Origin of the sequence: Candidatus Chryseopegocella kryptomonas (assembly GCF_001536065.1) — a bacterium.
GTDB classification, from domain to species: Bacteria; Bacteroidota; Ignavibacteria; order Kryptoniales; family Kryptoniaceae; genus Kryptonium; species Kryptonium kryptomonas.
In genome coordinates this window covers 165,919-178,087 of sequence record NZ_CZVW01000001.1, presented here as the reverse complement: position 1 = coordinate 178,087, position 12,169 = coordinate 165,919, and the positions used below count along the sequence as shown (strand labels likewise).

Here is a 12,169-nt window from a genome sequence, read left to right as displayed (position 1 = left end):
CTTTTTCGCTTTTTTTTTATATTCCGCCAAAAACAAAACAGGTCTTAAAAATGACGCTCGGGGAAGCTTTGAGACAATTTAGAATCAAAAACGATATGTCTCAAAAACAAGTGGCTTTTTCGCTCAAAATTTCAACCGAATACTACTGCAAAATTGAAAATGATAAAGTCATCCCGTCAAAAAATTTACTTTCAAAAATTTATGATCGGACTGAATTAAAGTAGAAATGGAAATCAAAATGAAGGTTAAAAGAAAAAATCAGATACATAGTGTAAATCTTTACAAATTTTGAAATGGAAAACTCATTTATCGCTGGCATATCTCCAGACAGTTGTTCCATCGCGTCTATCTTCAAGCACAATTCCAAGATTTTTCAGTTCGTTTCTGACCCAGTCAGCAAGCTCCCAATTTTTATCAGCACGCGCTTTTGCCCTGATTTTAAGCAAAAGTTCTATTAGCTGACTTTCTATTCCGGAATCAATTCTTTTTCCCTCAAACTCATCGGGTATCAAGCCAAGTATTTTCCCGCCAAATTCTCTGTAAAACTCATCTATTTCCTTCAATGCATCGGAAGAATAGATTTCAGACGAATTCAAAATTTGATTTACTTCTCTTGAAAGATCAAATAGAACAGAAATTGCAATAGGTGTGTTGAAATCATCGTTCATTGCTTCAATAAATTTTCTCTTATATTCATCAAGATTGAGCCCGTGGTTTTTCCCGGATTGAGATTTTGAAATTTCATATCTTAAAATCTTAACAGTGTTGTGAAGTTTTTCAAGTCCTTTTTTTGCGGATTCAAGCGCTTCATCGCTGTAATCAACAGGACTTCTGTAATGACTTGACAAGATAAAAAATCTTATCACAAGTGGATCATATTTTTTAAAAGCATCTTTCAAAGTGACAACATTCCCGAGAGATTTGCTCATCTTAACACCATTTACGGTGACCATATTATTGTGGAGCCAATATCTCACAAATTGTTTTCCAGTTGCAGCTTCACTTTGTGCGATTTCAGATTCGTGATGCGGAAATTGATTTTCAATTCCACCACCATGTATATCAAATGTTTCGCCAAGATATTTCATGCTCATTGCTGAACACTCAATATGCCATCCCGGATAACCAATTCCCCACGGACTTCTCCACTTCATTATATGTCCAGGCTCCGCTCTCTTCCAGAGAGCGAAATCAAATGGATTTTTCTTTTCACTTCTTACCTCAACTCTTGCACCAGCGATTAAATCTTCAATTTTCTTGCCTGAAAGTTTTCCATATTCAGGAAATTTCAACACATCAAAATAGACCGAGCCATTTACTTCATAGGCATAACCTTTTGAAAGCAAAATCTCAATAAGCTCAATTTGCTCTGGAATGTGCCCAGTTGCCCTTGGAGATATATCAGGTCTCAAATTTCCAAGTTTGTCCATATCCTCAAAATAGCTTCGCATGTAAATTTCAACAAGTTCCATTGGCTCAAGCCGTTCTTTCCTTGCTTGTGCAATAATTTTATCTTCGCCTTGATCAGCGTTATCAGTTAAATGCCCAACATCAGTTATGTTCTGAACATATCTGACTTTATAACCGAGATACCTCAAATATCTTACTATGACATCAAAAGAAACATAACTTTTCGCATGCCCAAGATGTGAATGTGCATACACAGTTGGACCACAAACATACATTCTGACGAAACCTTCAATTTCGGGTTTAAATTCTTCTTTCCTTCGCATGAGTGAGTTATAAACTTTCAGAGACATTTTACAAGCAGGAAATTTATTTTAAAATTATTTTATTTTTTCTCTGATGATCGTCTTGGAGAAAGCCCCATAAGTTCTTTTGCGCTTTCAATCGTCGCTTGAGTTATTTCTTCACCGCTCATAAGTTTTGCTACTTCTTTTACCCTTTCTTCAATTCCAAGCTCTTTTATTTTTGTTATCGTTCTTCCATCCTGAATTACTTTCTCAGCAAGGAAGTGTGTATCAGCTAAACTTGCAATTTGAGGTAAATGGGTTATGACGATTATTTGATGATATTTTGAGAGATTTTTCAAACTATATCCAACTTTTTGAGCGATTCTTCCGCTTATCCCAGTGTCAATTTCATCAAAGACAAGCAACGGCAAACGCTCGGACTTTGCAAGGACACTTTTCAAAGCAAGCATTATCCTTGAAACTTCTCCACCAGAGGCAACCTTGATAAGTGGTTTCGGGTCTTCGCCAATGTTAGTTGAAATGTAAAACTCAACAAAATCAATCCCTCTGTTGTTTACTTCATAACAATCATTCCCAAGCTTAACATAACATCTTCCGTCTTTTTTCAAGCGATTTTCTATTTTAACCTCAAATTTTGCATTTTCAATTCCAAGCTCTTTTAAAACATCCACAATTGCATCGCTAACTGTTTCAGCAACTTCTCTTCTTTTCGTGGATAATCTTTCCGCTATCTCAGAACAAATTTTAATTTGTTCTTCAATTTTTTGCTCTATCTTTGAAATTTCCTCTTCAAAATTTTCCGCAAGTTCAAGTTCACGCCTAATTTTGTCTCTGTATTCAATCACGCTTTCAATCGTGCCACCATATTTTTTCTTCAATCTGTTAAGGGCATGTAATCGCTCACGTATAAATTCAAGTCGCTCTGGGTTAAATTCAATTCTTGAATTATAACTTTGAACAAAACTTGTGATCTCATCAATTATCGCTTGTGCAGACCGTGCCTCTTCAACATAAGATTGAAATCTTTTGTCAATTGTTGCTAAATCCTCAAGCTGATTTCTCACGACGACGAGAAGATCGTGAACTGATTTCTCCGAGCCATAGAGTAGTGAATAAAGTTGCGAAGTCGCTTCGTATAATTTCTCTGCGTTTTCAAGAAGTTTTAATTCGCTTTCAAGCTGTTCAACTTCACCAATTTCAGGATTTATCGTCTCAATCTCTTTAAGTTGAAACTCGTAAAGTTCTCTTTTTTCTTTTAAAAGATTTTCCTTTTGCTTTAAATCGTCAAGCTGTCTATAAAGGTTTTCAAGTTTGTGAATTTCTTTTCTAAACTCTTCAACCATACCCATCAATCCACCGAAGTCATCAAGAAGTTCTATGTGCGTTTCAACTCTTAACAGTGATTGATGTTCGTGTTGTCCGTGAAGGTCAACAAGCAAATTTCCAATTTCTTTCATCAATGAAAGCGAAATCGGTGTGTCATTTGCAAAGCAACGACTTTGACCTTTTGCCGAAACTTCCCGTCTTAAAATTAATTCATCCGAAAATTCAATATCATTATCTTCAAGAAGTTTTTTAATTTTCTTGTTCCCACCGACATAGAAGACACCCTCAACGATAGCTTTTTCAGCACCTTTTCTGACAACTTCACTACTCGCTCTCTCTCCAAGAATTAATCCAAGAGCGTCAATTAAAATTGATTTTCCAGCGCCAGTTTCACCAGTTATTATATTCAAACCACTTTTAAATTCAACCTCAATTTCTTCAATTAAAGCATAATTTTTCACATACAAAGTGCGAAGCATTTGAGTAGAAAACCTGTGTTTTTCTGCTTTTAATTTAAAAAATTCCTCTCTTATTTTAAACTTGCGACGAAATCCGCTATCCTTTGGGCAATTTTTTGAACTATTTCATCTGGAACGCCATCAAATGCTTTTGACTTCAACCGCATATCTGGAACTTCATTAACATAATCAATCGCTATAAATTTCTTAACACCATTGGAAATCCCCAATGTGATTTCACTTGAGAAGAAATCAAGTTTGCAAACATTTTTAATTTTCCTCATAATATCCTTTATCTCACAAAGTCCATATTTTAAAATTTCCTCTTCTTTGACCGATCTATAAACTTTCATTTCGCTATCCCACCAGCAAATTAAAATCTCATCCAGAATATAGAATGCCCTGAACCACGCTTTATCTTCGCCGATATAAAGTGGACGGATTATCTCCTGAATTAGATATTTATCATACGGAAATTCTTTTCTCGCCTCGGTTATATCTTCAATTGAGTTTCCAATTTTAACTCCCGTTCCCCCACCTGTCTCTGACGATGGCTTGATAATGAAAGGAACGCCAACTCTATCAAAAATTGATCTGTCAATTTCATAATTAGGTTCATCATCAAATGGTGGAAGGATAACCGTGAATGGAAGATTAACACCAGCGTTTAAAAGTTCAAGATGCATCGTCGCCTTATCCGATGCACGCAACATTTCATTGTATCTATTGATCACATAAACCCCACGACTATCAAGCAACAAATTTAACTTTGCAAACCCCTCATCTATATCAGAAGCCCTATCAAAATAAGCTAAAAAATTAACATCACCTTTTTGAATTGCTTTAAAGAGATTCTCAAAATTTTCAACGCTGATATGAAAAACTGTTAAATTCCTTTCTTCACACTTCTGAACGATCAAATTTACAAAATCAAAATCATATTCCCATTCCCACGCAATTCCAAGATCAAAAAGCCCTTTCATCTCCTGATATATTGCTTCGCAACGGTGAAATTACTTTTTCTTCTTTGGAAGTCCTTTCGTTGCTATCTCAATAAGTTTGCCACGATATTTCTTGGCAACCCTTTTACCTTTGATAATTTGAGAGACATAAGATTCGGTCACGCCCAACGCCTCCGCTAAATCTTTTTGCTTGATACCCTTCTTCAAAAGCATGACCTTGATGTCCGTTGGAGTTAACTTCTTCATTTTTGCCTCCTGCTGTTAAGTTTATGTTTTCTCAATTATATAATAACAAATTTTGCGTTAAATGTCAAGTCAAATTAACACACATTGACAAAATCTTATCAATCATATCTTCAGCCCTCTTGTCCCAAAACATCTGCTCTTTTATTGCGTTTCTCTGTCTGGAAAGAAAACTCTCAACTTTTGAAAAGTTAAGTGCATCATCAAGATAATGCAAAAATTCATTTCTACTTTGTCCGATGAACACATAATCTCTTAATTCTTCACTTATGCTTATTGGAGTTGCAACAACTGGCTTTCCAAAATAAAGATATTCATAAATTTTCATTGGATCATTTGAAAGTGTAAAATCATCAACTTTGTGCGGAACAATGCAAACATCAAATGTTGCGATATAACTTGGGATTTCTTCGTAATGTTTAACGCCAAGAAAATAAATGTTGTTAAGTTTCTTTAACCTTTTCATCCATCTTCCAACTTTCCCGTATCTCTCGCCGATAAAAATAAAATTATACTCCTTTCTTTCGCTTGCAATATATTCAACAAGTTCAAAATCAATTCTTTCAGAAATTACCCCAACATAGCCAATTCGTGGACTTTTAATTTTTAAAACATCTTCTGCTGGATAAATTCTTGAATTCAAATTTCTTTCAACTCCATTCGGAAGTATGTTAAGTTTCTGGCAAGAAATTGGATAATTTGTCTTAAAAAATTTCTTCACATTTTCATTCACACAAAAAATTAAATCCGCATTCACCGAAATCCATTCAAAAGATTTACACATAAAACTTTTTAAACTTTTAAACTCGGGATGAAAACAAAAATTATCCATCGCATCAAATACAAAAAACTTTGGCTTCACAGATTTGATAAAGTCATTTGCAAACGGATTAAATGAAACGACAATCGCATCTTCAATTCCAATTGTTTCAGTCACTTCAAAAAAATTATCAATGAATTTATCGCTTCCATAAACATCCGCATACCAAAGATATTTTGAAATCGCCTGTTTTAACCCGAACTCAAAAAATTCAAAGAGAAAAATTTTATCATTAATCTTTCGCAAACCCCGTCCAATTTTTTCTACTTGTTCTCCGTGAAATGTTAATTGAGAAAACTTCAAAAGAGTCCAGATAGACCTTGGTCTTTCAACGATGACAATTTTTTCGATTCTATCATCCCTCATAATGTGACGCATCAAGTGTTGATCTCTGCTTCTAAAACCAAATTTTTCGGCTTTTAAAAAATCATTGTATGGAATTATGACAAGGTCAATTTTTTTCATTTTCTGCGAAATTCAGTTTATAAACCATAACCTGATTCGTGGTAAGGCAATATAGATAAGGATTTTTATATGCGATGTCAAAAATGGTTTCTTCAAAAGAGAGCGAATAAATTAACAGACCGTCATAATTAAAAGCAAGGACATTATTTCCACTTGCGACAAAGATCAGGGAATCGGCGTATAAACCAGTTGCTTCTTTTGAGCCAGGGAGATCAAATTTTTTTAAGAAATTTCCGTAGTAATCAAAAATTAAAATTCTTCCTTCGTCAAGAACAACGATTTGATTTTGCGGGGATATTGAAATTTGAGCTGGATTTATCAATCTACCGCTTCCAGCTTCAATACCACCAAAAACTTTTTCAACGCGATTAAATTTGTTAATTTTTACACATCTAAAATTCTCGCCATCTAAAATAAACAACTCGCCAAATTTTGAAACAGCGACACTTCTTGGGAAACCGAAAATCTTTTCACCCGCAATTTCATTCCCAAGCGAAGCAACAAAATTTAAATTTTTATCAAATCGCTGTATTCTGTGATTGTTATAATCCGCAACATAAATTGCGATTCCACTTTCAGCGTCTACATCATATGGCTGGTCAAATTCAAGTTCACCCCAGCCATAACCCGTTACATCAAAAATTAACTTCCCATCAACTGTAAATTTTTTCACTGAATTATTACCCGTATCTGCAACATAAATCTCGCCAGCTGGACTTATTGAAATCCCACGAGGTCTATTAAGTTCCCCAAACCTTAAAACAAGTATCTTTTGCACTTGCGCCTGTGCAAAAAGTGTTAAGAGAAAAAAGTTAATCGCAAAAAATTTTTTCATCTCAAAACTTAATTTCAAATTTTATTTCCATTGGTAAAAGTTTAACCGAAAGATTTTCTCCAACATCAAAATTATACAAATGTGCATCAACATAAGCATCGGCTATATTGGCAAGATAAAGAACAAAAAGATAAATCCCGAACAAATCACGCTGATCCCTGTAAAAATCCCTTAATCTTTTATACCTGTAATCGCCACCTGAAATTTGAAGGCTTTGAACGAAAAGGTCGCGATAATATCTGTAATTTTTGTCATTTTGTTTAAACTCATAGATAAAATAACCAGCGAGCCCGTAAATAACTGGAATTTTCCAATATGACTCATTATAAAATTGTCCAAGCCCCGGAAGGAGTGCGCTTAAAACCATTGCTTTTGTCGGTGATTTTGACTTTTGGCTCTTTACACTTTTTAATGTATCAGCTTGAGAAAAAGCTGTTAATTTTATGACAAAAATGAGAATTAAAATTTTTGCCTTCATTTTTTCTCTTTTTTCACAGCAATTAAATCAATTTCTATCTTAACATCTCTCGGAAGCCGTGAAACCTCAACAGTTGTTCGCGCAGGTGGTGAATTTTTAAAATACTCTGAATAAACTTCGTTCATTGCTGAAAACTCGTTTAAATCTCTCATATAAACGGTCACCTTAACAACATCATCAAAAGTTGCTCCGGCAGATTCAAGAACTGCTTTTAAATTTTCAAGAACCTGCTTTGTTTGCTCTTTTATATCACCTTGAACGACTTGATTGGTTTTTGGATCAATTGGAATTTGACCAGCGGTAAAGATAAAATCGCCAGCAATGATCGCTTGACTATAAGGTCCAACTGGTTTTGGAGCTTTTTCAGTGTAAACAACTTTCCTTTCCATTTTTCCTCCCGATGTTATTGTGAAAAATAGTGCAGTTATTGAAATCAAAATTGGAATTAAAAATCTCATAAAACTTCACCTTGCGTGTTTTTCAATTATTTCAAAAAGTTCAATTAACCTTTCAAAATCATCATTTGAATAAAACTCAATAACTATCTCACCTTTGCTATTTCCCGTTTGACGAATTCTTACCTGCGTCCCGAAAATTCTTTTTAATTTTGATTCAATGTCTCTAACCCCGGGCGATGAATGAGTTTTTTTCTTTGGCTTTTCCTCCCCATCTTTACTTCTTAACAGATCTCGCACCGCCTTTTCAACCTTCCTTACAGACCAACCTTGTTTAACAATCTTATTCCAAATTTCAATTTGAAGTTTTCTGCTTGGAATGTTAATTAATGCACGAGCATGTCCCATTGTAATTTCTCCACGCTTTAAACTCTCTTGAATTTGCTCCGGGAGTTTCAGCAATCTTATAAAATTAGCAACCGTTGTCCTATCTTTGCCTATCTTTTTCGCAATTTCCTCCTGCGTATAGCCAAGTTCTTCAATCAATCTTTGATACGCCTTTGCAATTTCAATTGGATTTAATTTCTCACGCTGGATATTTTCAATCAGTGCAAGTTCAAGAAGTTCTTTCTCTGACTCAACTTCAATGATATATGCTGGGATATGAGTAAGCCCTGCTTCGGAAGAAGCTCTTACTCTTCTTTCTCCAGTTATAAGTTCATACATTCCGCCTGGCAATCTTCTGACGGTTATTGGTTGAATTACGCCTTTTTCAATTATTGATTGCTTTAACTCTTCAAGCGATGCTCTATCAAAATTTTCACGCGGTTGATATGGATTTGGTTTTATTTTTGATATTTCAATTTTTGCAATCACACCCACGGATTGACCATCATCAAATCTCAAATCTTTTGAGTCAATGCTTATCTCCTTCGTTGCAGATTTTGGTATAAGCGCATCAAGCCCTCTGCCCAATCTCTGCTTGCTCATGTTTGCCTCATTGTTTCTTGTTTTTTAACCTCTTCTAATTTATTTTGCCTTTCATTTCTCTTTATTATCTCCTCAGCAACCATCGCATAAGCAACCGCGCCAGATGATTTTGCGTCATAGAGCAGGATAGGTTTTCCGTGGCTTGGAGCTTCGCTTAATTTTATATTTCTCGGAATTTTTGCCTCAAAAACTCTATCCTCAAAATATCTTTTTATCTCATCCGCAACCTCATTTGACAATCTCAATCTAGCGTCATACATTGTCAATAAAACACCCTCAATATCAAGTTTTGGATTTAACCTTTCTTTGACTATTTTTATCGTGTTTAAAAGTTGTCCGAGCCCCTCAAGCGGAAGATACTCGCATTGAACAGGAATTAACACAGAATCAGCTGCAGTTAGAGCATTTAAAGTTAAAAGCCCAAGCGAAGGTGGACAATCAATAAGGATGTAATCATACTTATTTCGCACCCTTTCAATCGCCCTTAAAAGAATTTTCTCTCTACCGTGAAACTCAATCAATTCATATTCACTTCCGACAAGTTCAATTTTTGAAGGGACAAGTTCAAGAAATTTCAACTGTGGATCGGAAAAAGTTACGATCGCATCTTCAATTCTTATTTTGCCGAGCAAAACTTCATAAATTGTTTTATCATAATCTGGTTCAACCCCAAGTGAGCTTGTTGCGTTTGATTGAGGGTCAATGTCAATTAAAAGTGTTAACTTCTCAAAAGCAGCAAGATATGCTGAAACATTAACAGCAGTCGTCGTCTTTCCTACGCCTCCTTTTTGATTCGCGATCGCTATAACCTTTCCCATTGTAAAATGACCTTTACTTTTTCAACATTAGACATATCTAATCTAAAAATTTACAATCAAAGTTTCAACTTTTAAATTGCATCTTCACCTGTTTCTTCGGTTCTGACCCTTATAACTTCTTCAATTGGATAAATAAAAATTTTTCCATCGCCAACCTGTCCCGTCTTTGCGGATTTAATTATCGCATTCACAATTTTATCAACCATATTATCAGGGGCAACTATCTCTATTTTTATTTTCGGCAGGAAATCAACTTTATACTCCGCCCCACGATAAAGCTCGGTATGTCCCTTTTGTCTGCCGTAACCTTTAACCTCAGTTATGGTCATCCCGCGAACGCCAATTTCAGTTAATGCCTCACGAACTTCATCAAGTTTAAACGGTCTTATTATCGCTTCAATTTTTTTCATCTTACTTTGAATTTTTATCTTCTTAAAACATTTATTATCGCTGCAATTCCACCAGCTGCAAGACCTATATCTCTTAAAATTGCAAGTATATCTTTTATCACATCAATTGAACCACCTGGGACGACAACTGTATCACCCGGGAGAAGAATTGGACTTGGTTCACCATCTTCAATTATCTTTTCAACATTTACCTTTATCACCTTCTCAACTATCGTTGAATCTTCTCTTACATTGCGAATGATTTTAACATCTTTTAACTTTGCTTCTTTTAATGGACCTCCGCCATAGGAAATTAATTGAACAAGATCGGTTGAACTTGGGACTTCATATCTTCCGGGATTTCTGACAAATCCCCAAAGGTTAACAGTTATTGTAAGCTCACCTGTTTTTCCAACGAAATAATATGCGCTTGAGCCCCCACCTGTTATAATTCTCGTTCCGCCTTCAAAAAGTTGAGCAAATGCGGACGAAACAAACAAAAGCAAAATTAAAATTAATTTTCTCAACATAATTTTAGCTCACCTCCGTTATTTTATTTAACATAAAACACTCCCCAGTTTGATTTTGAACCAGCATTTTGACCGAATTGAACCCTATCAACTCTCCATTTATATTGACCGCCAGAAACAAGATTTTCTCTCGCTTTTGAATCAACATTAAAATTAACAGAAAATTCCCCAAAACTTCTATAACTGTAAATCCATATCAAACTATCTGTTTGAGAATTTTTAACTCTTATAACAAAATCTCCACCACCATTTGGATCATCCCATCTGAAAATAAGTGTATCTGCTCTTACCTGTGAATTATTTCCCGGGGAAATCAATCTTGGTTTCAAATAAAGCTCAAATGAAATCGTATCCGATGGCGCACCTTCAACATTATCACGATTGTACGCTCTGACAAAATAGAAATATCTTTTTCTAAATTCAACAGCCCTATCAATGAAAAATGTATCCGCAATTCCTGCTTTAGCCGAAACATCGTAATAAAATTGAAATTCAACTTTATCCGTCTTCATTTCACCACGATAAATTTTATAACCATTTGCATTTTGAACTTTTCCCCAGACGATTTTAATTCCATCAACCTCTGGAACTGCTCCACTTCCGAGATCAACTTCTGACAACGGATCAGGAACTGGATAAATTTTCACTTTTTCAGGCGCTGGCAAACTTTCACGATTTGGACTGCAAGAGAAAAGCAAAAGTAAAACTATGTAGAAAAATTTTTTCATATCCTCTTCAAAATTTTGTCAATTAACAAAGAAGCGCTTACTCTATGAACAGAGCCAAGTTGATGTGATAAAAACGCATAATCAACTATCACGAAATCAACATTTAACCCTGCACCAATTGTTAAATTTTCCGCATTTTTCCCGAAACGAACAAAGATCAAATTTTTATATCCGTATTCAATCCCATACATTCTATCTGTAAGATAAGAATTTTGACTTCCATATGCAAAAGTTATCTTCCCAGCAAGAAAATTAACAGGCAACGAATAAGCAAGTCCAAACATAAGTGTTGGTTCAATCAAATGTTCTCTTCTTGTGCTCCACGAAATTCTCGTTTTGCCTATGTCTTTCAATGCAAGCGAAATTGAAACATCGCCCATATCTTCTCTTTGAAGAAAATCGTCCATACTGAATCTGAACATGAATCCAGCATCAAAACCAAAACCAGTTGCTTTTTCAGTGCCAATTTTTTGATTTATCAACTTAAAATTCAACCCGACGGGAAAAGAAACGGGGACTTTATACCTTGACCAACCGAAATTTATATCAAACTTAAATTCTTTTGAAAAAGAAAAATAAAACGCATCTTCAACATCGCTAAAGAAATTTTCAACTGAATAGTTCTTAACAAGGTTTTCTCTATCAATTGGAGTTTCAATTTCTGTATAATCTGGCGTGATTGGGATGTTATCAACGCTTAACCTTACCCAGTTTAAAGCAAGCCCAACACCTTGAAAATTCTGTATATATCCGAGATGGAAAAAAGACGCAAGTGGATTTGTGATCCCACCAAATTGAGATGAATACATAAACGAGAGAATTCCACTTCCAGAGATAGCAACTCCTGCGGGATTGTAATAAAAAGATGAGCCATCGTTTGCAATAGCAATAAATGCCCCGCCCATTCCGAGCGATCTCGCACCGACAGGAATTCTCAAAAATTCACCAGCATATTTTGAATTATCAGAGTAAGCAAGCGAAAAAATTAACAGTGTAAAAATTATCTTTTTCATCTCA

At 35.1% G+C, this 12,169-nt stretch carries 15 protein-coding genes; 1 reads left to right on the top strand and 14 read right to left on the bottom strand.

What is annotated here, in order from left to right; translation table 11 throughout:
- Nucleotides 1-224: helix-turn-helix domain-containing protein (locus tag AWW83_RS00715; RefSeq protein WP_234697212.1), on the top strand; the 224-nt coding region annotated here is incomplete at its 5' end.
- 78 nt (nt 225-302) lie between these two features.
- Here AWW83_RS00715 and cysS read toward each other — a convergent pair.
- The 14 genes from cysS to AWW83_RS00645 all read right to left on the bottom strand — a co-directional run bounded on the left by cysS (nt 303) and on the right by AWW83_RS00645 (nt 12,165).
- On the bottom strand, nt 303-1,760 hold the full coding sequence (gene cysS / locus AWW83_RS00710; protein WP_092346905.1) for a cysteine--tRNA ligase: 1,458 nt from the start codon (nt 1,758-1,760) through the stop codon (nt 303-305).
- Nucleotides 1,761-1,792: 32 nt separating this feature from the next.
- On the bottom strand, nt 1,793-3,520 hold the full coding sequence (recN, locus tag AWW83_RS00705; protein ID WP_092346902.1) for a DNA repair protein RecN: 1,728 nt from the start codon (nt 3,518-3,520) through the stop codon (nt 1,793-1,795).
- A 50-nt stretch (nt 3,521-3,570) separates the two neighbouring features.
- Complete coding sequence (locus AWW83_RS00700) at nt 3,571-4,482, bottom strand: ATP-grasp domain-containing protein (protein WP_092346899.1); 912 nt, start codon at nt 4,480-4,482, stop codon at nt 3,571-3,573.
- 30 nt (nt 4,483-4,512) lie between these two features.
- The gene (locus tag AWW83_RS00695) at nt 4,513-4,707 is read right to left on the bottom strand and encodes a helix-turn-helix transcriptional regulator (RefSeq protein WP_092346896.1); all 195 of its coding nucleotides are present in this window, start codon (nt 4,705-4,707) and stop codon (nt 4,513-4,515) included.
- A gap of 64 nt (nt 4,708-4,771) precedes the next feature.
- Nucleotides 4,772-5,989 carry a glycosyltransferase gene (locus AWW83_RS00690; protein WP_092346893.1) on the bottom strand — a complete coding sequence of 406 codons (1,218 nt, stop codon included), beginning with the start codon at nt 5,987-5,989 and terminating at the stop codon, nt 4,772-4,774.
- Entirely contained in the window at nt 5,976-6,824 is an 849-nt protein-coding gene (locus tag AWW83_RS00685; RefSeq protein ID WP_092346890.1) for an NHL repeat-containing protein, read from the bottom strand. Before AWW83_RS00685 ends, AWW83_RS00690 begins: the two co-directional genes overlap by 14 nt.
- 1 nt (nt 6,825) lies before the next feature.
- Nucleotides 6,826-7,302, bottom strand: a complete 477-nt coding sequence (locus AWW83_RS00680) for a DUF5683 domain-containing protein (protein ID WP_092346887.1) — start codon at nt 7,300-7,302, stop codon at nt 6,826-6,828.
- A complete protein-coding gene (locus AWW83_RS00675) occupies nt 7,299-7,691 on the bottom strand; it encodes a RidA family protein (RefSeq protein ID WP_092346927.1) in 393 nt (130 codons plus the stop codon). Before AWW83_RS00675 ends, AWW83_RS00680 begins: the two co-directional genes overlap by 4 nt.
- 75 nt (nt 7,692-7,766) lie before the next feature.
- Nucleotides 7,767-8,687: a ParB/RepB/Spo0J family partition protein gene (locus tag AWW83_RS00670; protein ID WP_092346884.1), complete on the bottom strand. Its 921-nt coding sequence runs from the start codon at nt 8,685-8,687 to the stop codon at nt 7,767-7,769.
- Entirely contained in the window at nt 8,684-9,505 is an 822-nt protein-coding gene (locus AWW83_RS00665) for a ParA family protein (protein WP_092346881.1), read from the bottom strand. Before AWW83_RS00665 ends, AWW83_RS00670 begins: the two co-directional genes overlap by 4 nt.
- 71 nt (nt 9,506-9,576) lie before the next feature.
- The gene (locus AWW83_RS00660) at nt 9,577-9,915 is read right to left on the bottom strand and encodes a P-II family nitrogen regulator (RefSeq protein WP_092346878.1); all 339 of its coding nucleotides are present in this window, start codon (nt 9,913-9,915) and stop codon (nt 9,577-9,579) included.
- 14 nt (nt 9,916-9,929) lie between these two features.
- Nucleotides 9,930-10,424: a polysaccharide biosynthesis/export family protein gene (locus AWW83_RS00655; RefSeq protein ID WP_092346875.1), complete on the bottom strand. Its 495-nt coding sequence runs from the start codon at nt 10,422-10,424 to the stop codon at nt 9,930-9,932.
- 23 nt (nt 10,425-10,447) lie between these two features.
- A complete protein-coding gene (locus AWW83_RS00650; protein ID WP_092346872.1) occupies nt 10,448-11,152 on the bottom strand; it encodes a hypothetical protein in 705 nt (234 codons plus the stop codon).
- Nucleotides 11,149-12,165, bottom strand: a complete 1,017-nt coding sequence (locus tag AWW83_RS00645; RefSeq protein WP_092346869.1) for a PorV/PorQ family protein — start codon at nt 12,163-12,165, stop codon at nt 11,149-11,151. Before AWW83_RS00645 ends, AWW83_RS00650 begins: the two co-directional genes overlap by 4 nt.
- Nucleotides 12,166-12,169: the final 4 nt, after the last annotated feature.

Bases quoted from the DNA above. Each gene is read 5' to 3' on its own strand.
- cysS (WP_092346905.1), bottom strand. From the start codon at position 1,760: ATGTCTCTGAAAGTTTATAACTCACTCATGCGAAGGAAAGAAGAATTT.
- recN (WP_092346902.1), bottom strand. From the start codon at position 3,520: ATGCTTCGCACTTTGTATGTGAAAAATTATGCTTTAATTGAAGAAATT.
- AWW83_RS00700 (WP_092346899.1), bottom strand. From the start codon at position 4,482: ATGAAAGGGCTTTTTGATCTTGGAATTGCGTGGGAATGGGAATATGAT.
- AWW83_RS00695 (WP_092346896.1), bottom strand. From the start codon at position 4,707: ATGAAGAAGTTAACTCCAACGGACATCAAGGTCATGCTTTTGAAGAAG.
- AWW83_RS00690 (WP_092346893.1), bottom strand. From the start codon at position 5,989: ATGAAAAAAATTGACCTTGTCATAATTCCATACAATGATTTTTTAAAA.
- AWW83_RS00685 (WP_092346890.1), bottom strand. From the start codon at position 6,824: ATGAAAAAATTTTTTGCGATTAACTTTTTTCTCTTAACACTTTTTGCA.
- AWW83_RS00680 (WP_092346887.1), bottom strand. From the start codon at position 7,302: ATGAAGGCAAAAATTTTAATTCTCATTTTTGTCATAAAATTAACAGCT.
- AWW83_RS00675 (WP_092346927.1), bottom strand. From the start codon at position 7,691: ATGGAAAGGAAAGTTGTTTACACTGAAAAAGCTCCAAAACCAGTTGGA.
- AWW83_RS00670 (WP_092346884.1), bottom strand. From the start codon at position 8,687: ATGAGCAAGCAGAGATTGGGCAGAGGGCTTGATGCGCTTATACCAAAA.
- AWW83_RS00665 (WP_092346881.1), bottom strand. From the start codon at position 9,505: ATGGGAAAGGTTATAGCGATCGCGAATCAAAAAGGAGGCGTAGGAAAG.
- AWW83_RS00660 (WP_092346878.1), bottom strand. From the start codon at position 9,915: ATGAAAAAAATTGAAGCGATAATAAGACCGTTTAAACTTGATGAAGTT.
- AWW83_RS00655 (WP_092346875.1), bottom strand. From the start codon at position 10,424: ATGTTGAGAAAATTAATTTTAATTTTGCTTTTGTTTGTTTCGTCCGCA.
- AWW83_RS00650 (WP_092346872.1), bottom strand. From the start codon at position 11,152: ATGAAAAAATTTTTCTACATAGTTTTACTTTTGCTTTTCTCTTGCAGT.
- AWW83_RS00645 (WP_092346869.1), bottom strand. From the start codon at position 12,165: ATGAAAAAGATAATTTTTACACTGTTAATTTTTTCGCTTGCTTACTCT.